Genomic DNA, 22,733 nt, shown 5'->3' on the forward strand with positions numbered 1-22,733 from the left:
CGGATCAAATCGTGGCCAGGATTGGCTTCAATTTTGTTGACGATATGTGTAACGTCCGCCACACCGGTTCTCGAGCGCTCGCGCAGGAGGTCCCATGTTCCGGCTCAGACGTCTCTCCCTTGCCGCCCTTCCCGTTGTCGCCGCCCTGCTCGTCGCCGCCTGCGGCTCCGGATCATCCGGTGACGAGGAGTCCGGCAGCGGCCCTACCAAGATCAAGGTCGGGGTCATCCCGATCGTCGACGTCGCCCCCATCTATCTCGGCATCAAGCAGGGCTTCTTCTCCGCCGAAAACCTGGACGTCACCATCGAGACGGCCCAGGGCGGCGCGGCCATCGTGCCCGGCGTGGTCAGCGAGCAGTACCAGTTCGGGTTCAGCAACACCGTCTCCCTGCTGCTGGCCAGCTCGCAGGGCCTGCCGCTCAAGGTGGTCTCGGCCGGCAACTCCTCGACCGGTGACAAGGCCAAGGACTTCGGCGGCGTCATCGTCAAGGCCGACAGCCCGATCAAGACCGCCGCAGACCTTGCCGGCAAGAAGGTCGCGGTCAACACCCTGAAGAACATCAACACCACCACCGTCAACAAGGTGGTACGCGACGCCGGCGGTGACCCGTCCACGATCACCTACGTCGAACTGGCGTTCCCCGACATCCCCGCCGCGGTCGCCAAGGGTGACGTGGACGCGGGCCAGGTCGTGGAGCCGTTCCTGACCATCGCGTCCAGCCAGGGCGACCGGGTGGTGACCGCCAACTTCGCGGGCACCGACCCCAACCTGATGGTCGGCATGTACTTCACCTCGCAGAAGTACGCCACGGAGCACGCCAAGACGGTCACCGCCTTCACCACGGCGATGGCCAAGTCTCTCGAGTACGCGTCGTCTCACCTCGACGAGGCGCGGGCGATCCTGTCGACGTACACCAAGCTCGACCCGGCCGTCCAGAAATCCCTGGTCCTGCCGAAGTGGCCCGCCGACGTCGACCGCAACTCGGTGCAGGTGCTCAGCGACCTGGCCACCTCCGACGGTCTCATCACCAACCAGCCGAACCTGGACACCCTGCTGCCGTGACGACCACGACCCCCACGATGCCCGGACCGGCCGCGCTCAGGCCTGTCCGGGCGACCGGGCGCCGGCGGCAGCCGGTGCTCGGCCTGCTCGGCTGTCTGATCGCCGTCGCCGTCGTCGAGGCCCTCCCCCGGCTCGGCGTGGTCGACAGCCGGTTCCTGCCACCGTTCAGCACGATGGCCCGCTCACTGGGTGAACAGCTCACCGAGGGCGAGTTCTGGACCGGGCTCGGGCAGACCCTCGTCGGCTGGGCGTCCGGGCTGGCCATCGCGATGGTCGCGGGCATCGTCGTCGGTGTGGTGATCGGGAGCATCCCGCTGCTGCGCGCGGTCACCGCGTCCACCATCGAGTTCCTGCGCCCCATCCCCTCGGTCGCGCTCATCCCGCTGGTGGTGCTCATCTACGGCAGCCGCCCGCAGTCGGCGCTGATCCTGGTCGTCTACGCCGCGTTCTGGCAGGTGCTGGTCCAGGTGCTGTACGGCGTAGCCGACGTGGACCCGGTGGTGCGGGACACCGCCCGGTCGTACCGGTTCTCGCGGTGGGCGATCATCCGGTCCGTGGTGTGGCCGACCGCGATGCCGTACGTCGTCACCGGTTTCCGGCTGGCCGCGTCGGTGGCGCTGATCCTCGAGATCACCGCCGAGCTGATCATCGGCGTCCCGGGGCTCGGCAAGTCGATCGGCGTCGCACAGAGCTCGGGTGCGGTGCCGGAGACGTACGCACTGGTGCTGGTCGTCGGGCTGCTCGGCGTACTGATCAATGTCTGCACCCGGGCGGTCGAACGACGCGTCCTGCGCTGGCACACCTCGGTCCGGGGGGAAGCATGAAGATCTCCGAACTCCCGCGGCGGGTCCTGATCGCGCTCGGTCTGCCCGTCGTCCTGATCGCCCTCTGGTGGTTCGCGTCAGCCGGCAGCACCAGCTTCTTCTGGCCACCGCTGTCCACCATCGTCGAGGCCTTCCCTGAGACCTGGACCGCCGACCCCTGGCTGCACGACGTGCTCCCGAGCGTGGCCCGGTTGCTCGGCGGCTACCTGATCGCCCTGCTCGTCGGGGTGGCCGCCGGCACCGCGATCGGCCGCTCGCGTACGTTGCGGGCGCTCTGCGAACCGGTACTGGAGTTCTTCCGGGCCGTCCCGCCGCCGGTGCTGGTCCCCGTGATCGCGCTGTTCGCCGGCTACACGGGCTCGACCAGCAAGGTCCTCACGATCGCGCTGGGCTGCCTCTGGCCGATCCTGCTGAACACGGTCGAAGGGGTGCGCTCCCTCGACGAGGTGCTGCTCGACACGGCCCGTTCGTACCGGCTCGGCCGGGTCGCGACGCTGTGGCACGTCGTGCTGCGCGGCTCGAGCCCCCGGATCGCCGCCGGCGCCCGGCAGTCGCTGTCGATCGGCGTGATCCTCATGGTGATCAGCGAGCTGTTCGGCGCGAACCGCGGCCTCGGCGCCTCGATCGTGCAGTTCCAGCGCAGCTTCGCGATCCCCCAGATGTGGACCGGCATCATCCTGCTCGGCCTGCTCGGCGTGGTCCTGTCCGCGCTGTTCCGGCTGGTCGAGAACCGGTCACTGGCCTGGTACCGCGGACAGCGCGACGCCGAACGAGAAAGGTGAGCACCCCATGAGCGACACCATCGCCCTCGACGTGGCCGGGCTGGCCAAGACGTACCGCAGCCCCGGCCGCGACGTCGAAGCGGTCCGTGACCTGACGTTCCAGATCCGGCGCGGTGAGCTGGTCTGCATCGTCGGCCCGTCCGGCGCCGGCAAGACCACCCTGCTGCGCTGCATCGCCGGCCTGCTCGACCTCTCCGGCGGGCAGATCCGGCTGGACGGCACCGCGGTCACCGAACCCCCGGCCGGCATGGCGGTGGTCTTCCAGGAGTACGGCCGCAGCCTCTTCCCCTGGCTGACCGTCCGCGGCAACGTCGAACTGCCGCTCAAGGAGAAGGGCCTCGCCAAGGCGGCCCGCGCGGCCAAGGTCGCCGAGGCCCTGGACGCCGTCGGGCTGCCCGACAGCGCCGACGCCCACCCGTGGCAACTCTCCGGCGGCATGCAGCAGCGGGTCGCGATCGCCCGGGCCATCGCGTACGAGCCGAGCGTCCTGCTCATGGACGAACCGTTCGCCGCCGTCGACGCCCAGACCCGCGCCGACCTCGAGGACCTGGTCCGCACGCTCTGGAAACGACTCGGCGTCACGGTCCTGTTCGTCACCCACGACATCGACGAGTCGGTCTACCTGGGCCAGCGCGTCCTGGTGCTCTCCAACCGGCCCACCGTCGTGCTCGAGGACGTCCCCGTCGATCTGCCCGACGATCGCGACCAGCTCACCACCCGCTCCTCACCCCAGTTCACCAAGATCCGCACCCACGTGTACGAGCTGGTCCAGTCGGCGAAGCGTGGCGAACGCCCGGAGGTCCGCTGACCGGGACAGCGCCGCATACGATGGCAGAACTGCCGCCACAGAGACCGAGGAGTACGCCCGGAATGTCGACACCTGGGTCAACCCGCTCATGAGCGACGTCTACACGGCGCTCCGGACAGCCATCCTGCGCGGGGAGTTCGCCCCCCGCCAGCGGCTGATCGAGACCGAGCTGACCGAGCAGTACGCCACGAGCAGGTTCCTGCTCCGCAACGCGCTCACCCGGCTGGAGACCGAGGGCCTGATCGAGCTCCAGCCGAACCGCGGTGCCCGGGTCCGGGAGATCTCGGTGCAGGAGGCCATCGAGATCACCGAGATCCGCCGCGTCGTCGAGGGCCTGGTCGCCGCGCGCGCCGCCGAACGCGTCACCGACGCGGAGATCGCCTTCCTGCACGACCTGGGCGAGTCGATGAAGGCGGCCGTCCAGGCGACCGACATGCTGCGCTACTCCGAGCTCAACGCCCAGCTGCACGCCACGGTCCGCTCGATCGCCCAGCACGACTCCGCCACCCGCATCATCGAACAGCTCAACGGCCAGATGGTCCGCCACCAGTTCCGCCTCTCCCTGGTCCCGGGCCGCCCCACGGTCTCGATGCCCGAGCACCTCGCCATCATCACCGCGGTCTCCTCCCGCGACCCCGAGGCCGCCGAGCTCGCCATGCGCGCCCACCTGACCAGCGTGCTCGACGCGCTGAAAGCCTTCGCGGGAGCGGCGGCGACCCGGGGAGCGCTCTGACCGACCCTGCGCTCTCAGCCTGAGCCGCTCAGGGTTCGCGCGATCAGGCCGGCGCCCAGGGCCACGACGACGATCGCGCTGGCCGGCGGCAGCAGACGGGCCAGGCGCGCCGGGGCTCCGCTGCTGAACCGGCCGGAGAGCGCGGCGACCGTCCTGGCCCGGACGAGGAGCACGCCGATACCGATCAGGACGGCGGCCAGGCCGACGCTGAACGACAGGATCAGCAGCATGCCGACGGCAATGTGCCCGAGGCCGACCGCGAGGATCATGACGCCCAGCGCCTCCGGACACGGCACCAGGCCGCCGGAGACGCCGAGCGCCACCACCGACGCCATCCCCGGCCGGGCCCCGTGATCATGATCCCGGGCCCCGTGGTCGTGGTCGTGGTCATGCTCGTGGTGGTGGCCGTGGTCGTGGGTCCTGCTCCACCGGCGTTGCCACAGCAGCCGTAGCCCGAGACCCAGCACGAGGACCCCGGAGACCAGTTCCAAGCCGGGCACCCACATCTGCGGTACGGCGAAGTGGCCGGCGAGCAGCGCCACCGCCCCGATGGCGAGGACCGACGACGTGTGCGTGACGGTGACCGAGGCGCCCAGCGTCAGCGCGTCCCGGACCCGGCCACCGCTGCCGACCAGGTAGGCCGCCATCATCGTCTTGCCGTGCCCGGGGGTGAGCGCGTGGAAGGCGCCCAGCACCATGGCCAGCACGAGCGCGATCAGCGTGACCCCGAGCGAGCCGGACGGGTTCTCCACCATCGACAGCAGGCGTTCGACGCCCCACCCCGACGGGTGGCTGTCCCGCTGCGGCGCCACCGCGGTGTCCCCCAGAACGGTGAACGTGGTCCGGACCTGCTGCTGGGCCTCGTCCCGGTGCTGCTCGCCGATCGTCACGGGAGCCTTCTTCGGGGCGAGGACGGCCACCTCGTACTGCGGCTTCTGCGGGGCGAAGCCGTTGCGGTAGAACAGCGTGTGGCCGCCGTCCGCCGGTGCGAGCGGGGCAGTGGCGGTGACGTGCAGGACGCCGTACCCGGCCCGGGCCTGGGGGTAGGTCGGGAGTTCCACCCCGCTCAGCGTGAGCGGCACCGGGGCGTCGTCGATGCGCAGGGATACCTTCGCCAGCAGCCGCTGCGCGTACTGCCTGCCCTCGGCCGGGGTGAACGTCTTGTCGCTGTCGGCGTCCAGGTCCGCGATGAAGGCCGGGGCCACCAGCACACCGGCCGCGAGGTCGACCTCGACGGTCACGGCGTCCGTGGCGACCGTGACGTAGGAGGTCTGCCGGGAGATGTCCAGCGGGTGCGCCCAGGCGGCACTCGCCGGGAGGACTATGAGGGCCATCGCCACGAGGGGCGCCAGCAACCACGCCGGCGCCCGCCGTGCACGGCCCGGGGCCGTGGTCGTCATCCGGTGATCGCTGCCCCGTAGTCGTTCTGCGGGTCGCGGTAGATGCCGTGGATGTGGTTCGCGGCGGTACCACCCATCGCCTGCGGGGAGTACTCGATGATCACGCGCGGCCCGGTGACCCGGAAGTAGGCGCTGCCCGCGTTCGTGGTCGGCCCGTACCAGGCGAAGTAGGTCTGGTCGAGGGTGGCCTGGACCTCCGCCAGCCGGGACGCGGCGTCCTCGGCGTTGGCCAGGGTGCCGTAGCCGCTGATCAGCGTGAGCAGCAGCGTCTTCTGCGCGGCGGTGAGCGCCGACCCGGCGATGCCGTCGTAGCTCGGTGCCCGGCTGTCCTGGCCGGGGCCGTACAGCAGATCGATGTACGTGCTGCCGAGCACCGCCTTCGGCTTCTGGGCGGTCGTCAGCGAGCTGACCAGCGCGTACGCCGACGACCAGAGGTCACCGAGCGGCTTGACCGTGGTGCCGGTGCTGCCCGTGTAGCTCGCGGGCTGCGCGCCGATGAAGCTCGGGTAGAGGGCGACCTCGGTGCCGGAGACCGTCGCGTTGACGGTCACGTGGTGGCCACCCCACTGCCACTGCCACGGGGTGGTCGTCGACGGGGTGCCGATCAGCGCGATCCAGTAGTACTTCTGGCCGTAGAGCAGTCCCCCGCCGCTGACGAGCTTGTCGTCGGCGGCCCATTCCTGGCGCACCCGCTGGTAGCCCGCGGGGCTCAGCGTGGCCTGCATGACGGCCAGCCAGGCGTTCTGCTGAGCCGTGGTCAGGTTGCCCCACATCAGGCCGCTGCGGGTGTAGAGACCCTGGGGCAGGTTGGACCACTTCTTCTTCTGGGTGGTGTTGGTCCAGGCGAACTGGACGGCGGTCTTCTGGGCGGCGGTCAGGGTGGCGAGGAACGCGTTCGCCGCGCTGACGATCGCCGGGGTGGTGTCGGCCACCGCCGCGGCCGGAGCGAGGGCGGTGCCGGCCGGCGCCGGGCCGGGTGCCGGGACGGAGGCGTACGCGGAGGTGGCCGCGCCGCCGGTGACCAGCGCGAGGGTCACGCCGGTGGCGATGAGAGCGGATCTCGTTCTCACGTGGACTGGCCTTCCTATCAAAGGGACGGCTGATTCACCTCAGGGATTGATGATGGTGAATTGCATCCGAGCATAAACCGTCGCACCCTCGGCGCAAGTACCAATTTTTACATAACACCGTGTACATACCATCCATCACTTGATCCACGCCCTCACCAGGCAAAACGTTTTTCATAAGGCAATTATTGCAACCAATGAACGCGATTCACAAATACCCTGTCGACCATTCTTCAAATAGGCCCGCTCGCCAGGAGGAAGACCGGCACGCAGGGCCACGACCTGGGGATTGTCAACGATCTTGGTGACGAAATTGGTCGCAAGATGCGGGGTCCCCCGTGCGAGCTACCCCAAGGTGCCCACCGCCGGGTGACGTCCCGGAGGCGCATTCATTCGTAGGTTTCTCTCGACCGAACGGACGAGAGAAACGATGGACATGCTTCAGACACAGGCGGACACCGCGGTCGAGCTTCGTGACGTGGTGCGGGAGTACGGCAGCGGGCAGGCCCGGGTCCGGGCGCTCGACGGGGTCGGGATCGGCTTCGCGCGGGGCACCTGGACGGCGGTGATGGGGCCGTCCGGCTCCGGCAAGTCCACGCTGCTGCACTGCGCGGCCGGCCTCGAACGCCCCACCAGCGGCCAGGTGCTGCTCGGCGATCGTGACCTCGCCGCAGCCTCCGAGCGCGACCTCACCGAACTGCGGCGCAAGGACATCGGGTTCGTCTTCCAGAGCTTCAACCTCGTCAGCTCGCTGACCGCCGAGCAGAACGTGGCCCTGCCGCTGCGGCTCGCCGGCAGCAAGGTGTCCATGACCGACGTCCGCGCCATCCTCACCACCGTCGGGCTCGGTGACCGGCTCGGACACCGGCCGCGCGAGCTCTCCGGCGGCCAGCAGCAGCGGGTCGCGATCGCCCGCGCCATGATCACCCGGCCGGCGGTCCTGTTCGCCGACGAGCCGACCGGTGCGCTCGACTCGGGCGCCGCGCGTACCGTGCTCGGGCTGCTCCGCTCGATGGTCGACGACGCGCAGCAGACGATCGTCATGGTCACCCACGACCCGGCGGCAGCGGCCCGCGCGGACTCCGTGGTCTTCCTGCGCGACGGGCGCATCGTCGACCGTCTCGTGCGCCCCTCGGTCCGCGAGGTCGCCGACCGGCTCGCCGCCCTGGAGGCCTGATGTTCTCCCTGTCGATCGCCACGTTCCGGGAACGCTGGCAACTGTTCGTCGGCGCCATCCTCACCGTCACGCTCGGCGTGGCCATCGTGCAGTCCTCGCTGCTGATCGTCGCGTCCGCCGGGGGCTACGGCGAGGCGATCGCGATCCTCGGCCTGGCGCTCGGCGTCTCGGCGTTCCTCGCGATCTTCATCGTCAGCTCGACGTTCGCGTTCACCATCGCCCAGCGCCGCCGCGACCTCGCACTGCTGCGCCTCATCGGTGGCAGCCGCGGTCAGGTCCGGCGGCTGCTGCTGTCCGAGGCGCTCCTGCTCGGCGTCCTGGGCACGGTCCTCGGCATCCCGGCCGGGCAGATCGTGCTCAGCGCGCAGACGGCGCTCCTGGAGAACCTCGGCTTCCTGCCCGCCTCGTTCAGCGCCGCGTGGCACGGCTGGATCCTGTGGGTCTCGCTGGGGCTCGGCATCGGGGTCGCGCAGGCGGGAGTGCTTGCCGCGTCGCGCCGGGCGGCGCGCGTACGCCCATTGGAAGCTCTGCGGGAGACCGGAGCCGGCGCGAAAGTCATGACCGTGTCACGCTGGATCCTGGGGATCCTCCTGGTCGTCACGGGCCTCACGCTGATGCTGGTCTCGACCGCCGTCAGCAACCCCAACGGCGCGATCCCGCTGTCGATCAACGCCATGGTCGCCCTCGCCCTCGGGCTCAGCGCGCTCAGCCCCGTCATCGTGCCGCTGATCGGCCGGCTCACCGGAACGCTCGCGGGCAGCAGCACGATCGGCCGCCTCGCCCGGGCCAACCTCCGCGACGGCATACGCCGTAACTCCTCCACCGCCGCTCCGCTGCTCATCCTGGTAGCCCTGCTGATCGGCCTGGCCGGGACGTTCGCCACGCTCTCCCAAGGAGCCCACGATCAACTGACCGATGACGTACGCGGAGACCTCGTCGCGGCCGGCCCCGTCGCCCCCCTGACTCCCGGCGTAGCAACCGCGTCCACGGAGTACCCCCTGATGATCAAGGTCACCTCGGTCAACCAGGGCGACACCGAGACCGACGAGTTCCCCGCGCTCGCCGTCGACCCGGCCACCTACCAGCAGGCGCACCAACTCCCCCTGATCGCCGGTTCCTACGCCGACCTGCACGGACCCACGGTCGCGGCGGCGGGTGGCAAACTCGGTTCGACCGTACGGATCCACGTCGGCGACCAGGACCTGAACCCACGCGTCGTGGCCGTCCTCCCCCCGACCCTCAACGGCGGCCCCGAATACCTGCTCCCCCGCGACCTGGTCCCGCCGGCGGCCCTCGGCCCCGCGCAGTCCATCGTCCGCCTCCAACCGGGCGCCGACCCCGCAGCCGTCGCCCGATCACTGCCGCAGCCGGTGCTCACGCTCGACGAATGGATCGCGCAGAGCGACAGCGCCCAGGACAGCCTCAACGCCGGCGTCATGAAGGTGGTCATGGGCCTCGCCGCGCTCTACGCCGTGATCGGCGTGGTCAACGCGGTCGTCATCGCCGCCGGGGAACGCCGCCGCGAGTTCGCCGTCGCCCGGCTCACCGGCTTCACCCGCAACCAGATCATCGGCACCGCCCTGCTCGAATCAACGGTCGTCACCGTCACCGGCCTGCTCCTGGGCTGGCTCTCGGCCATGGCCGCCCTCATCGGCATCAGCGGCGTCGCCGGCACGATGGTGATCCCGTGGGGCGCCTTCTGGCTCACCGCCCTCGGCGCATTCCTCGTCGTCGGCGCGACCAGCGTCTGGACCAGCCGCTCCGCCACGCGGGCCACCCCGATCTCGCTGGCCGGAACCCGCGAATAGCCTGCTCCGGACACCCGGCGATACTGATCCGGTGACTTCCTCGGGCGACCGCGACACCGGTCCGGTGAACGCTGGGCCGGTGCCGCCGGGTGGCTGGCTCGACGCCGACCAGCAGCGCGCCTGGCTTGCGTTCATGCGGGTCCAGCTGCGGATGACCTTCGAGATGAACCGGCAGCTCCAGGCCGAATCGGGCTTGTCGCTGCCGGACTACGACGTCCTCAACGCCCTGAGCGACTCCCCCGGCGACACCCTCAGCGTCACCGCCCTCGCCGCCCGCCTCGGCTGGGAACGCAGCCGCCTCTCCCACCACACCAAGCGCATGGCCGGCCGCGGCCTGATCAGCACCGACCCGGCCGGCACCGACCGCCGCGTCACCGAGGTCTCACTCACCACCCCGGGCCGCCGCGCCATCGAAGCCGCCGCCGCGGGCCACGTCGAACTCGTCCGCCGCCTCTTCTTCGACGGCCTCTCCCCCGACGCGGTCCGCAGCCTCAGCACAACCCTCGAACTCGTCTACGCCAACGTCCTCGACCGAGGGTCCCTGCCCAGACCTTAGGGCGCACCTGTTCTTCTGTCAGACGCGATTGGCCGGATCTGAGGAGCAACACCGCATTAAGTTGTCGCGGACCGTTCCGCGAGGCTGAATGTGAAGGCCCGCTCATGGTGGGATATCGGAGCGGCATCGGCACGGTCGTCGTTACCTTCAGGGAACCGTGGCACCACAAGGGAACCATGGCACAGAATTGTGCCTTATTGCCGGAGCCATCGTGGATGCACCATGCTGGATCAGTTCCTGACGGGAACCGAAACGTCAGTGCTGAGCGATTCTCAATGGGGCCTTCACCCTGAGAAGTCGACAGCTCCCCATTCTGCGCCCTGTTACAGGAGTCCCGTATGCGATCGATCCAGATCACGGCCCTCACCGGCCCCGCGTCACTGGAGCTCGTCGACGTCGACGAGCCGGTTCCGAGCGCCGATTCGGTCATCATCGACGTGCACGTCGCCGGCGTCGCTTTCCCCGAGGTGCTGCAGAGTCATGGCGAGTACCACGTCCAGCACGCGCTTCCGTTCATTCCCGGCACCGAGGTCGCCGGGACCGTCCGATCCGCTCCGGCGAACAGCCTTCTGAGGGTGGGTCAGCGGGTAGCGGCCTTCACCGGGATCGGTGGGTACGCCGAGGTGGCGGCTGCGGCCCCGGCCGCGGTCTTTCCCCTTCCCGACAATGTGTCCTTCTCGACGGGTGCCGCACTGCCCATGAACTACGGAACCGTGCACTTCGCCCTGGTACGCCGCGGGAGGCTGAAGCCGGGTGACACGGTTCTGGTTCAGGGTGCGGCCGGCGGCGTCGGGACCGCCGCGGTGCAGCTGGCTGCCGCGCTCGGCGCCAGGGTCATCGCGGTCGTGTCCGCATCGGACAAGATTGATACGGCGAGGGCGGCCGGCGCCGACGAGGTTGTCCTGGCGAACGGTTTCGCGGAGGCCGTACGGGAAAAGACCGCGGGCCGGGGTGTTGACATCGTGGTCGACCCCGTCGGGGGCGATCGGTTCGCCGACTCGCTGGGCAGCCTCGCCCCCGAGGGACGTCTTCTGGTCATCGGCTTCACCGGCGGCGAGATCCCTCAGGTCAGGGTCGACAGTCTCATGTACAACAACGTCGACGTCCTGGGAGTCGGCTGGGGCGCGTTCTGGATGAGGCAACCCGCCTTCCTCCAGGAGCAGTGGGTGGCGCTACTGCCTCTGCTGGAGGCGGGGCGGCTCCAGCCCGTGCTCGCGCGGCGTTTCCCCCTCGCCGAGGCGTCGCAGGCACTGCTCGAGCTCGACCAGCGCCGCGTGCGGGGCAAGGTGCTGCTCGACGTCCGGTGAGCCGTAACCGGATGTTGCCCTAAGCGCTCGTCAGTTGGGTGCAGAGGACGTCGAGCGTGTTGGTGGCGCGGGCGAGCCCGAGATGGTCGATGTAGTCGCGTGACTCGACGATCACCCCGTCGCGGATCCGGAAGACGATGATGCACGGCGCGGCCCAGTCTCCCTCGCCGCGGTAGGTGAACTCGCCGATGACCACCTCGGGGTCGGCGGTGTGATGAACGCGCACATCCTCGACGCGGAAGCCTGCCAGGCCGGCCGCCCCCGCCGCGGCGAAGTGCTGCCGGAGTGCTTCGCGGCTGAGCAGCGGGGTGTCGCCGAGCGGGGCCATCGGGTGCCGCACATCGGTTTCCTCGGCGTAGAAGCCGGCCAGCTCGTCGACCTGGTCACGATCGCCGTTCTGCAGCCGGCAGGCGCCGTCGAGCATGGCACGGAAGGTGTCTTCGGGGGTGCGCATCATGGATACCCTTCTAAGCGGAGTCTTCGCTCCGAATAATACGGAGTCCAGACTCCGAATAGCAAGGGGACCCGTCAGCGGTCCAGGAGTTCGACGTAGCCGTCGGTGCCGTGGACGCGGATGTGCTGGCCGTCCTGGATCAGCTGGGTCGCGCGGGCGACGCCGACGACGGCGGGGAGGCCGTATTCGCGGGCGATGACCGCGCCGTGGGTCATCAGGCCGCCGACTTCGGTGACCAGGGCGGTGATGCCGACGAAGAGGGGGGACCAGCTGGGGTCGGTGTAGGTCGTGATCAGGATGTCGCCGGGGGCGAGGTCGGCGTGGGCGAGGTCGAGGATGACGCGGGCGCGGCCTTCGACGGTGCCGGCGGAGACCGCGAGGCCGATCAGGGCACCGGGCGGGACGTCGTCGCGGCGGTACGCGCCGTTCAGGGCTTCGCCGTCCGAGGTGATGACCCGGGGCGGGGTCAGGGCCCGGTGGGCGCGGAAGTCGGCTCTGCGCTGCTCGATCAGCGTGGGATCGGCGTGCTGTGTGCGTACGGTGGCGTGGAGCTCTTGGAATGTGAGGTAGAAGATGTCCTCGCGGTCGGGGAGCACGCCGGCGCGGACGAGGCGGTCGGCCTCGGCGAGCAGGGCCTGTTTGTAGACGAAGGTGCGGCTGACGATGGCGTACTTAGGGTATTCGCGGTAGCCGATGAAAGTGCGTACCCGGTCGATCATGCGCTTGGTCTCGGTTGCCTTCTCCTCGCCGTCGGGCAGCTCCCGCAGCCGCGCCAGGACCTCCAATTCCTTCTCGTAGGCCTTTCTGCGCCCCTCCTCGAAACGCCGCCCGGCCGCACCCGGCTCGAAGTTCCGGACGTTGTCGAGAATCGCGGGCACGAGCGTGGCGGGCTGTTCACTCCAGCGTGGCCGGGTGATGTCGATCTCGCCGGCGCAGCGCATGCCGTACTTGTCGAGATAGGCCCTGATGGCCTCGCCCGGAACGTCCCCGATCCTGTCGAGAAAGTCGTCCCCCTGCAGAAGCTCAATCGTCTCCGGGTACGCGCGGACCACGTCAGCGACATCGAGCAGTTCCAGCCCCATCTCCGCGGTGATGTTGCCGGGCGCGGACAGCGTGAGGGTGCCCGCGGCGTTCGTCTCGCCGAGCCATTCCCGCAGCTTGTCGTCGAGCCACCAGGCGGTCTCCATCCCCGCCATGATCACCTGGATGCTCAGGGGATCGCTGAGGAGCCGCTTGTGCTCCTCGAACGCCTCCAGCAGGAAGTCGAACAGCGCCGGACCCGACTTGGCCGCGATCTCCTGCCGCAGGGTGGCGAGGGCCGTCCGGCTGCGCTCGATCAGCTCGGTGACGATGGCGGGATCGGTCTCGACCGGGGTGGCGGGCCCGCCCCTGGCCGGGCGCGCGGGGCCGGCGTCCGGCGCTCCGGCAACGAAGTCGCCACGGTCGAGGACCGTCTCCAGCGCGTCCCTGGTCAGCGGATCGATCCGGCCGGCCATCTCCAGGAAGCCGGCCCGGCCCGCCGGCGACGCCAGCATCCGGGTGCCGTCGACGAACAGCCGCCCACCGGCCTCGAGCATCGGCGCCATCGCCGTGAGCTGCCACATCGACGTGCCGAGGGGCTTCATGGCGTCGGTCATCATCTGCTGGTGCCCGACCGAGAGGTAGACGTGGTTCTCGCCGTCGGGGGTTCCGGGGACGGGGAACAGCGTGGTGACCGGCCGGCTCTGCACGAGCTGGAACTCGTCGCCGGCGAGGCACCACTCGATGTCCTGCGGGCGGCCGAAATGCGCTTCGACCTGCCGCCCGATCCGCACGAGCCGCAGGACCTGCGCATCCGTCAGCGCGGGCTGCGCGGCGGCTGCCGATCGGGAAATGATCTCCCCGTCGCGGATCCGGTAGCCGTCGGGATTGACCAGGCCGGAGACGAGCGCATCGCCGAGCCCGAACCCGGCGTCCACCGTGGCGACCCTGCGGTTGCCCGTGACGGGATCCGCAGTGAACAGGACCCCGGCCGCTTCCGCCGCGACCATGCGTTGCACGACGACTGCCATGCTGACCGTACGGTGATCGATGCCGTGGTGATTGCGATAGCTCACCGCCCGCTCGGTGAACAGCGAGGCCCAGCACCGTCTGATGTGCTCGAGGACCGCCTCCGGACCGATGACGTTCAGGTAGGAGTCCTGCTGACCGGCGAACGAGGCCGTCGGCAGGTCCTCGGCGGTGGCGCTGGAACGCACCGCGTACGCGTGCGGGGTCAGCGCCGCCGTGATCGCCGCCGCGAGATCGTCCGGGATGGGGGTGCTCTCGATGATCCGGCGGACGGAATCCACGCCGAGCCGATCGATCCGGTCCCCGATCGACGGCAGGACCCGCCGGAACGCCTCCGTCGTCACGACGAAACCGGGCGGCACCTCGACGCCCTCGATCCGCGACAACTCCCCCAGATTCGCACCCTTGCCCCCGGCGACCGCGACCCGGGTCGCGTCCACCCCGTGCAGATCCAGCAGGTACACACTCACGCAAAGCCCCATTTCCGCAGGTGAAAGCCCCGGCCGACAATTCTGCGCCACGGACCGGGCCTTGCCGCAAGCCCCCCTCTGCGCTATACGTTAGAAGTGGCGGGAGGCAGTTTGTGCCCTTTCACCGGTCCGCTCCCATCCCATCCGCTCCCATGTAGAGGCGGGCGCCGGCGAGCCGCCGGGGCAGCGCGGCTCCCGCGAGCGCGCTCAGCCCGAGAGCCAGGCCGAGCAGCAGCACGACCGTTCCGCCCGCACCCCACCAGTCGAGCACCAGCGCCGGTTCCGGGACCGGGCGCGCGGCCTGCGGGGTGAGCACGAGCAGCGGCGCCACCGTCGCCGTCACGGCCACCCCGACAGCCAGGCCGGCCAGCACACCGACGCCCGCGAGGAACGCCTGCTCGGTGAGGAGCGCGCGGGTCAGCACCCGTGGTCCCGCACCGAGGGTGTGCAGCACCGCCAGTTCCCTGAGCCGCCGCCGGGTCGTGGTGCGGATGTCGAGAAGCATTCCGGTGGCGGCCAGCAGCAGGGCACCGATCGCCGCGGCCAGCAGAGCGGTGCGCCCGCCCACGCCGTACGCGTCGCTTCCGGACGACGCCGCGACGGTCCGCCGGTCCAGGACGTGCAGCCCGCCCAGCTTGGCGGCGGCTGCTGCCGTCCCGTCATGCGTACGCGCGTCAGCGGTCACCCACCACTCCGCCGTCGGATGCACGATCCCCGCCGTGGACCACAGGTAGTCCCGCAGCGTCGGCAGGTCCGCGAGGAACGCGGCCGGGTCGTCGCTGCCCGGCACCGTGGTGATGGTGCCGGCCAGCCGGACGCGGACCTCCCCGCCACTGATACGCAGCGTGGCGAAGCTCCCCCGGTCAAGTTGGAGCCGGCGGCGGGCCTCCTCGGTGGTCACCACCGGGACGGCTACCGGCGTCACGGGCCGGACCAGGGCAAACCCGGTGCGCCCGGAGTACGCCGCCGGCACGGTGACGGCGAGACTGCCACCGCGGCCCGTGCTCCGCGAGCTCCGGCTTCCGGCCCGGGCCCACCCGCCGTCCAGCGCGACCGCGGCGCCGTCGACCGCCAGGCCGGACATCCGCCAGCCGACCTTCGCGCCGCTGACCGCGTCCGTGGTGCCGGTGAACCCCGCGAGCCGCAGCCCCTTGTTGTCCGGAAGCGGCACGCTGAAGTCGCCTTCGGACAGCGGCACCGGCACGAATGTCCCGGCGTCGTCCATCAGCACGGCCGACAGCAGCGGCTTGCCCGAGATCCCGGTCAGCGTGAGCCGCCCGGTCAACCGCCGGCCCGGTGGCAGCGCCACGGCGGGGGCATCGGCCCGGCGGGCGGTCAGCGTGGACGCGAGCGCATCGGCGCCGCCGTCGTACAGGTCGTCCCGGACGGTGATCGCCTTTCCGGCCTCGGCACCGTCCACCGCGACCAGCGCGGCCGACTCGTCACCGGTGGTGGGCCGGACGCTCTCGCGCCAGCCGGGCAGCACCGTACGGGCGCCGGGCAGCACGGCCAGCTGCCGCTCGCGGCCGGCCGGAGCGGTCCCGGTGATCTCCTCGAGCCGCAGGTCCGCGCCGACGGCGTGGTCCGCCTGGTCGGTGACCGATCGGGCCGCGGTGGCTGCCAGGCACCAGCCCGCCGTGCCCGCGGCGACCGCGAGAGCCAGCAGGAACACCGGGCCTGCGTGCGGGCGGCGGCTCACCTGCCACATGCCCAGCACGGAACCGAACCCCGGCTCGCGGCCCAGCAGGCGTTGGGCGAGCCGGGTGGCCGGGGCCAGCAACCGCAGCGCCAGCGTGGCACCGGCGAGGATGCTCAGGGTCGGCGCCGCGGCCAGCAACGGGTCGATACCGAGGCCGCCGGCGCCGGAGAACAGCGGGGACGCGTATTGCCGCAGCTGCAGCCACGCGAGCAGGGCCAGCACGAACAGCGCGACGTCGGCCCCGGAGCGGTGCAGCATCGAGCGGTGGGGCGGGCGCTCGCTCGTGTACGTACCGCGGCGCAGGACCGGAACCGTCATCGCCGCCACGCAGCCCAGTGCGGCGAGCCCGGCCACCAGCCACAGCACGCCGGCCGGCCGCATGCCACCCGCGCCGTGCAGACCGAGATACCCGTACGCGCCCGCCACGTGCACCGCTGCGGCGGCGGCCGGGGGCGCCAGCAGCGCGGAGGGCAGCACGAGTGCCGTGGCTTCCGCGGCGGCCAGCCCGGCGAGCTGAGCGGTGCCGGCACCACGGGCTCGCAGCAGCGCCGAGTCGGGGCGCCGGTGCTCGACGAGCAGGACCGCGACCAGCACCAGCGCCAGCCCGCTGAGGAGCCCGGTCAGCAGCATCGGGGTGACCAGCGCGGATCTGCCCACGAGGTCCGCGCGGAGGAGGGCGTCGGCGAGGGTGTCGATGCCACTCTCCACACTCGCGGAAGTGCCGAGCCCGGTCTCTTCCGGAAGCACGTCCCGCTCGGCGCCGACGGCTGCGGCGACCTCGCGTACGGTTGCGGGCCCGGCGCCGTCGAGGTCGATCGCGGCCAGCCAGGCCCCCGACGCGTCCGAAGCGAAGCGGCTCGTGAAGCCGGCCCGATCCACGACCAGCGGCCCGTAGGTCGCCGAGCCGGGCACCACCCCGGACGTGACGTCGGGGGTGAGCCGCCAGAACGGATCCGCGAGGTCCCGGGGCCGCCACACCCCGCTGACCACCAGCGGCGTCACCCGGCCGGTACGCCGGTCCACAACCGGCATCCGCCCGCCGGGCCCGACACCGAGCACCTCGGCCGCGGCCACCCCGACCACTGTCTCGACCGGCGTCGCCCCCGGCCGCGGCCAGGATCCGGCGACCAGGTCCGCGTGCCCGGGCAGGTCATCGAGCTGGACGACGTCGGCGAACACCACCCCGGCCTGGTCCGGCACCGCGGCGCCGGTCCCGCCGGCCAGGGCGAACCCGGAGGCGTACGCGGCCGCCGAGACCCGGACGTCCCGGCCCGCGAACCCGGGCGCCAGCCGAGCCCGGACCGCCGGGTCGTGCGCGGTGAACCCCGCCCCGCGAACCAGCACGGAACTCCGCTCCGGGCCGCCCGACGTTATGGTGTCGGCGGCGCCCGCGACCACGACCTCCCGGCCGTACGCGACAAGCCCGGTCAGCAGCACGGTAGCAAGCAACGCCACCGCGGCCGCGGCACCCAGCAACGAACGCGCCCCGGCCGCCCGCCGCACGATCAGAACTCTCACCGCGGTATTACATGACATGTCACAGTGCCCGAGCAACAACCGCCGGCGACTTTTTCTCAAACCTGTATGAAGTCCGGCGGCTCGGCCATGGTCACCGCTGAGGGCCTCGGCGTGCGCGGAGAACGCCGGCGCCGACGCTCTCATCGCCAATCGGACGGCGATCGGGCCCCGGGAATCCTTCGACCTGATCTGAGGCGGACCCGGCGGGTTTCGGTGACGATGGGGAGATGGATCAGCGCATTCTTGTCACCGGAGCCCGGCGGGGAATCGGGGCCGCCCTCGCCATCGGTCTTGCCCGGCCCGGCGTGACCCTGTTGCTGCACCATTTCGGTGCCGCTGAGCAGACCGAGGGGGTGGCCCGGCTGTGCCGCGTGCTGGGGGCGCAGACCCGGACACTCGACGCCGACCTGGGCGATCCCGCCGCGGTGGGCGAGCTGGCGGGTGAGGCCGGCGCGGTGGACGTACTGATCAATAATGCGGCCCGGGCCTCGAACGTGCCGATCGATCAGCTGAGCATCGACGAGTGGCTGGCCACGTTCGCGGTCAACGTCACGGCGTCGATGCTGCTCGCGCAGACGCTCGGTGCGGGGATGGCCGGTCGCGGGTGGGGGCGGATCATCAACGTCGTGTCGCCGACGGTGCTGCTCGGCGGGCCGTCCGGGCCGGCGTACGTGTCGAGCAAGGCCGCGCTGATCGGCCTGACCCGGTCGCTGGCGCGGGCTCTCGGTCCGCGCGGTGTCACCGTCAACGCGCTCTCCCCCGGCGCTATCCGCACCGAGGGAGAGGACGAGCTGGAGGAGTCCGATCGCGCGGCGGGGCGGGGCCGGACCGATCTGGTGGCGACCCAGGCGGTTCCGCGGGAGCTGATCCCGGAAGATCTGGTGGCCACCGTCCGGTTGCTCGCGTCGGACGGCTCGGGTGCGCTCACCGGGCAGGTGCTCGAAGTGGGCGGCGGGCTCGTCTTCCGCTGACGTCTCAGGCGATGTGCAGGATCTGCCGGGTGGCAGTCAGGGCGGAGTCGAAATGGACGCGGTCGCGGCGGATCTTGGCCATCACGCTCGCGCCCATCCACATGTCGTAGAGCATCTGGGCTGTCGCGCGGGGGTCGTTGACCACCGTGACCGAGCCGTCCCCGACGCCCGCGGCGATCGCGCCCTCCAGCCGGTTGATGATCTCGCCCGTCCCGGCCTCGAGCGACAGGCGCATCGGCTCGGACAGGTCGGGGACCTCGGCGCCCAGTTTTACCGCGAGACACTTGCCCTGGCAGTCGTTGAAGCTCTGGTTGTCGTACCAACTGGCCCAGTAGTTCATCAGGCGCTGGGCCGTCGTCAGGCCGGGTCCGGCCAGAAAACCATCCATCTCCGCCAGGTATTCGACGAAGTAGTCGTCGAGCATCGCCCGGCCGAAGGCGTCCTTCGACTCGAAGAAGTGGTAGAACGAGCCCTTCGGCACCCTCGCGTCGCCGAGGATCTCGTTGATGCCCACCGCGGCATAGCCCTTGCTCGCGACGATCCGCCGCGCGCTGTCGAGGATGCGGTGACGAGTGTCTTCCCGGGCGGCTGGCATGAGCGCGACTCTAACACTCAGTAGACCAGTCGTCTACCTACGCAGGTGCCATGGTCGCACTGGCATGACCGAGTCATACTCTGCGCCATGGTTACGAAAGTGTCCTTCGGCGTTCTCGGGCCGGTCGAGGCCTGGACCGGCGGACACGCGCTCCGGCTCGGGCCCCCGCAGCAACGCACCGTGCTCGCGGCGATCCTGCTGAACGAGGGAGCGGTGACGTCGACCGACGAGCTGATCGAGGCGCTGTGGGCCGAGAAGTCCCCGGCCGCAGCCGTCAAGACGGTCCGCACCTACGTCTCCCGCCTGCGCACCGTGCTGACCCCGGCGGGCGTCACCATCGAGTCGGTGGCCCGCGGATACCTCCTGCGAACCGGCCCGGAGTCCTTCGACCTGGCGCGCTTTCGGAACCTGACCGCCCCGCTCCCCGCGCCCGCCTCGCCCGCCGACCGGGCCGACCGGGCACGACAGGCCCTGAAGACCTTCCGCGGCGAACCGCTGGCCGGGCTCAACGGCGTCTGGGCCGAGACACATCGGGCCCAGCTGTCCTACCTGCGAGCCGCGGCCTACGAAACGCTGTTCACGGCCGAGCTCGACGCCGGCAACCACGCCGCGGCCATCGCCGGGCTCCCCGCGGCCATCAGGCAGTTCCCGCTCCGCGAGCGGCTCCACGAGCTCCACGTTCTCGCCCTGCACCAGACCGGGCTACGCGCCGAGGCGCTCGCCGCCTACCGCGCCGTGGAACGGCTGCTCGCCCAGGAACTCGGCATCGAACCGATGCCCGCGCTGCAGGAACTGCACCGCCGCATGTTGCAGAACGACCCGTCCCTCGCACCCGACCCCGAGGATCTCCCCCGACCCGACGGCGAGGCCCCGCCCGAGCCTGGGTGGCCGGCCCGCCCCGCCCAGCTGCCTCCCGCACCCGCCGTCTTCAACGGCCGGGACAGCGAGCTGCGCCGCGCCGACGAGCTGCTCGCGGCGTTCGGGACGGGGCCGGCGATCGTGGTCATCGCGGGCATGGGCGGCGTCGGCAAGACGTCGACAGCCCTGCACTGGGCCCACCGGCTCGCCTCCCGGCACACAGAAGGCCAGCTCTACGCGGATCTGCGCGGTTACGTCCCGCACGGGGAGCCGTTGTCGCCGGCCGACGTGCTCGACGGCTTCCTGCAGGCGCTCGGGGTGACGGCGGCGAAGATCCCGGGGCAGCTCGCGGCCCGCGCCGCACTGTTCCGGAGCCTGCTGGCGGACCTGCGGATGCTGATCCTGCTGGACAACGCGGCCACCGCGGACCAGGTCCTGGATCTGCTGCCCGGCACCGGAAACTCCCTCGTGATCGTGACGAGCCGGGGAACCGTGCCCGACCTGGTCGTCCGGACCGGCGCGGCGATGCTCGTGCTGCGGCCACCGGAGCACGAGGAGGCGCTCGCCCTGTTCGCCGCCCGGGCCGGCGCCGACCGGGTCCGCGCCGAGCCCGCCGCTGCCCGGGACATCCTCGATCTCAGCGGCCGGTTGCCGCTCGCGCTGGCAGTGGTCGCCGCCCGGGCCGCCGCGAGCACCCACCTGCCGCTGTCCGCGATCGCCGACGACCTCCGCGCCACGTCCGGCACGCTGTCCGCTTTCCGCCAGCCGGACGCGGCGTTCGACGTGGCCGCCGTACTCTCCTGGTCCTATCGCTCGCTCGGTGATGACGCCGCCGAAGCGTTCCGGCGGCTCTGTCTGCACCCCGGGCCGCACCTCAGCGCCGACGCGGCCGCCAGCATGCTGGCGCGACCGGTGCCCGGGACCCGCGGGCTGCTCGCCGAGCTGGTCGCCGCGGCACTGCTGACCGAGGACCGGCCGGGCCGCTGGACCACCCACGACCTCGTGCGGGCGTACGGCAACGAGGTGGCCATCGCCCTCGACCCCCCGCAGCAGCGACAGGCGACCCTCCACCGCATGCTCGACCACTACCTGTACGCCGCCCGGAACGCGAACTCGCGGCTCTTCAGGCGGCAGGAGCCCATAGTCCCGGAGCAGCCCGCACCCGGCGTGATCGACCCGGACGCCGATCCGGTCGCGTGGTTCGACGCCGAACATCCCGCCCTGCTGGCCGCGCTGCAAGCGGCCGCCCTGCACGGCTTCGACCGGCACGCCTGGCAACTGTCCTGGGTGATCCGCGACTACCTCAACCGGCAGGGCCTCTGGCATCACCTGCAGACGTCGCAGGAGGCCGGGCACGCCGCCGCGGTCCGCGGTGGCGAACCGGTCGCCCAGGCGCGGTCCATGTGGGGGCTGGCCATCGCCGAGTCGAAACTGGGCCGCTACCCGCAGGCGCACATCTGGCTGCGGTGCGCCCTGTCCATCTTCGAGACGGCCGGCGACCGGGAAGCCGTGGTGCGCACCCACGTCCTGACCGCGTTCGCGCTCTCCGAACAGGGCGACTGGGCGGCCGCCCTCGACCACTACCGGCTGACGCTCGCGCTCAGCGGGCCCGGCGCCGACCCCGCCGAGCGGGCCGGTGCACTCAACGCGACCAGTTGGGCCAACGCGAAACTGGGCAGGTACGCCGACGCGGTGGCCGACGCCCGGGCGGCTCTCGCCATGGCCCCGCACCTGAATCCGACCCGGCTGGCGGCCATCTGGGACACCCTCGGCCACGCCCACTTCGGAGGTGGGGAGACCGCCGAGGGTGAGCACAGTTACCGCCGGGCCGTTGAGCTCTACCGCCGCAACGGCGCCCCGGTCCTGGCAGCGGAGTCCCTGCAGTCGTTCGCCACCATGCTGGAGCGCGCCGGCCGGGGCGGCGAGGCGCCCGGGGTCTACCGGGAGGCGTTGTCGCTCGTCGCCGAGGCGGCCGGCCCGCACGCGGCCCAGCTCCGGGCGGAGTTGAGCCGGGCCCTCGCCACCGATGGACAGCGCCCTACCGCTTGGCCAGCAGGACGATACCCGCGATCAGGGTCACCAGCCGCACGATGAAGGTCAGAATGCCGACGATCGCGACCAGTGCGCCCACCCCCATGATGGTCAGCGGGATCCAGGAATCCTCGCCGATGATGCGCGCCTGCGACGGGTCAGCGGCACGGTACGAGACCTTCACCGGGTCACCGACCTCGGCGCGCCTGCTGCTCGAGCCCTGCTCCGCGAATTCCACCTGCCGGCCGTCACCCGACGCGAACCGCACGACGCGCAAATACATCTGCTTGCCCTTGTCGTCGGTGCTGGCCTTGACGGAGGCGACCTGGCCGGTGACCGTCGTCCCGTCCGCGTACGGCTGTGACCGGTGCTGAATGTAGAAACCGAGTCCCACGAACAGAATCCCGATCAGACCCGCGAGCAACGAGCCGAGCAGACCGCCCCGCTTACGACCGGGGGTGTCGATGCCGATCAGGCCGTCGACCACGAGCGCTCCCCCGGCGACGGTCCTGGCCGGCCGCCCGGTGAGCATGTTCCAGATGGACAACTGTTCTCCTGTACGA

At 71.0% G+C, this 22,733-nt stretch carries 18 protein-coding genes; 11 read left to right on the forward strand and 7 right to left on the reverse strand.

Annotation, left to right across the window (positions count from 1 at the left end; translation table 11 throughout):
- Positions 1-94: 94 nt before the first annotated feature.
- From Aco04nite_RS04850 to Aco04nite_RS04870, 5 genes are all read left to right on the forward strand, one after another.
- Positions 95-1,063: an ABC transporter substrate-binding protein gene (locus Aco04nite_RS04850; protein WP_212995940.1), complete on the forward strand. Its 969-nt coding sequence runs from the start codon at positions 95-97 to the stop codon at positions 1,061-1,063.
- Positions 1,060-1,887, forward strand: coding sequence for an ABC transporter permease (locus Aco04nite_RS04855; RefSeq protein WP_244875758.1), 828 nt, complete (start codon positions 1,060-1,062; stop codon positions 1,885-1,887). The genes Aco04nite_RS04850 and Aco04nite_RS04855 overlap by 4 nt, the downstream gene beginning before the upstream one ends.
- Positions 1,884-2,669, forward strand: a complete 786-nt coding sequence (locus Aco04nite_RS04860; protein ID WP_212995941.1) for an ABC transporter permease — start codon at positions 1,884-1,886, stop codon at positions 2,667-2,669. The genes Aco04nite_RS04855 and Aco04nite_RS04860 overlap by 4 nt, the downstream gene beginning before the upstream one ends.
- A 7-nt stretch (positions 2,670-2,676) precedes the next feature.
- Complete coding sequence (locus Aco04nite_RS04865) at positions 2,677-3,477, forward strand: ABC transporter ATP-binding protein (protein WP_212995942.1); 801 nt, start codon at positions 2,677-2,679, stop codon at positions 3,475-3,477.
- 88 nt (positions 3,478-3,565) lie between these two features.
- Positions 3,566-4,210: a GntR family transcriptional regulator gene (locus tag Aco04nite_RS04870; protein WP_212995943.1), complete on the forward strand. Its 645-nt coding sequence runs from the start codon at positions 3,566-3,568 to the stop codon at positions 4,208-4,210.
- A 14-nt stretch (positions 4,211-4,224) separates the two neighbouring features.
- On the opposite strand, the gene Aco04nite_RS04875 is transcribed toward Aco04nite_RS04870, so the two are convergent.
- Positions 4,225-5,610 carry a HoxN/HupN/NixA family nickel/cobalt transporter gene (locus tag Aco04nite_RS04875; protein WP_212995944.1) on the reverse strand — a complete coding sequence of 462 codons (1,386 nt, stop codon included), beginning with the start codon at positions 5,608-5,610 and terminating at the stop codon, positions 4,225-4,227.
- Positions 5,607-6,680: a DUF3500 domain-containing protein gene (locus tag Aco04nite_RS04880; RefSeq protein ID WP_212995945.1), complete on the reverse strand. Its 1,074-nt coding sequence runs from the start codon at positions 6,678-6,680 to the stop codon at positions 5,607-5,609. The genes Aco04nite_RS04875 and Aco04nite_RS04880 overlap by 4 nt, the downstream gene beginning before the upstream one ends.
- 433 nt (positions 6,681-7,113) lie before the next feature.
- On the opposite strand from Aco04nite_RS04880, the gene Aco04nite_RS04885 reads away from it, so the two are divergent.
- The 4 genes from Aco04nite_RS04885 to Aco04nite_RS04900 all read left to right on the forward strand — a co-directional run bounded on the left by Aco04nite_RS04885 (position 7,114) and on the right by Aco04nite_RS04900 (position 11,525).
- Positions 7,114-7,854 carry an ABC transporter ATP-binding protein gene (locus Aco04nite_RS04885; protein WP_212996036.1) on the forward strand — a complete coding sequence of 247 codons (741 nt, stop codon included), beginning with the start codon at positions 7,114-7,116 and terminating at the stop codon, positions 7,852-7,854.
- Complete coding sequence (locus Aco04nite_RS04890) at positions 7,854-9,662, forward strand: FtsX-like permease family protein (protein ID WP_212995946.1); 1,809 nt, start codon at positions 7,854-7,856, stop codon at positions 9,660-9,662. The genes Aco04nite_RS04885 and Aco04nite_RS04890 overlap by 1 nt, the downstream gene beginning before the upstream one ends.
- 31 nt (positions 9,663-9,693) lie before the next feature.
- Complete coding sequence (locus Aco04nite_RS04895) at positions 9,694-10,218, forward strand: MarR family winged helix-turn-helix transcriptional regulator (RefSeq protein WP_244875760.1); 525 nt, start codon at positions 9,694-9,696, stop codon at positions 10,216-10,218.
- A gap of 338 nt (positions 10,219-10,556) precedes the next feature.
- Complete coding sequence (locus Aco04nite_RS04900; RefSeq protein ID WP_212995947.1) at positions 10,557-11,525, forward strand: NADPH:quinone oxidoreductase family protein; 969 nt, start codon at positions 10,557-10,559, stop codon at positions 11,523-11,525.
- Between the two features lie 19 nt (positions 11,526-11,544).
- Here the strand turns inward: Aco04nite_RS04900 and Aco04nite_RS04905 are convergent, their stop codons facing one another.
- From Aco04nite_RS04905 to Aco04nite_RS04915, 3 genes are all read right to left on the reverse strand, one after another.
- Positions 11,545-11,979, reverse strand: coding sequence for a nuclear transport factor 2 family protein (locus Aco04nite_RS04905; protein ID WP_212995948.1), 435 nt, complete (start codon positions 11,977-11,979; stop codon positions 11,545-11,547).
- 74 nt (positions 11,980-12,053) lie between these two features.
- Complete coding sequence (gene rph / locus Aco04nite_RS04910) at positions 12,054-14,498, reverse strand: rifamycin-inactivating phosphotransferase (protein WP_244875761.1); 2,445 nt, start codon at positions 14,496-14,498, stop codon at positions 12,054-12,056.
- A gap of 121 nt (positions 14,499-14,619) precedes the next feature.
- A complete protein-coding gene (locus Aco04nite_RS04915) occupies positions 14,620-17,715 on the reverse strand; it encodes an FtsX-like permease family protein (RefSeq protein ID WP_212995950.1) in 3,096 nt (1,031 codons plus the stop codon).
- Between the two features lie 227 nt (positions 17,716-17,942).
- Here Aco04nite_RS04915 and Aco04nite_RS04920 point away from each other — a divergent pair, with 227 nt between their 5' ends.
- Positions 17,943-18,686 carry an SDR family NAD(P)-dependent oxidoreductase gene (locus Aco04nite_RS04920; RefSeq protein WP_212995951.1) on the forward strand — a complete coding sequence of 248 codons (744 nt, stop codon included), beginning with the start codon at positions 17,943-17,945 and terminating at the stop codon, positions 18,684-18,686.
- A 4-nt stretch (positions 18,687-18,690) separates the two neighbouring features.
- Here Aco04nite_RS04920 and Aco04nite_RS04925 read toward each other — a convergent pair whose 3' ends face one another.
- Positions 18,691-19,281 (reverse strand): TetR/AcrR family transcriptional regulator, encoded by a 591-nt coding sequence (locus Aco04nite_RS04925; RefSeq protein ID WP_212995952.1) that lies wholly within the window; start codon positions 19,279-19,281, stop codon positions 18,691-18,693.
- Positions 19,282-19,368: 87 nt separating this feature from the next.
- On the opposite strand from Aco04nite_RS04925, the gene Aco04nite_RS04930 reads away from it, so the two are divergent.
- Positions 19,369-22,233, forward strand: a complete 2,865-nt coding sequence (locus Aco04nite_RS04930) for an AfsR/SARP family transcriptional regulator (RefSeq protein WP_212995953.1) — start codon at positions 19,369-19,371, stop codon at positions 22,231-22,233.
- Here Aco04nite_RS04930 and Aco04nite_RS04935 read toward each other — a convergent pair.
- Complete coding sequence (locus Aco04nite_RS04935; RefSeq protein WP_212995954.1) at positions 22,178-22,717, reverse strand: DUF3592 domain-containing protein; 540 nt, start codon at positions 22,715-22,717, stop codon at positions 22,178-22,180. The genes Aco04nite_RS04930 and Aco04nite_RS04935 overlap by 56 nt on opposite strands.
- Positions 22,718-22,733: the final 16 nt, after the last annotated feature.

This window comes from Winogradskya consettensis, assembly GCF_018332715.1.
GTDB classification, from domain to species: Bacteria; Actinomycetota; Actinomycetes; order Mycobacteriales; family Micromonosporaceae; genus Actinoplanes; species Actinoplanes consettensis.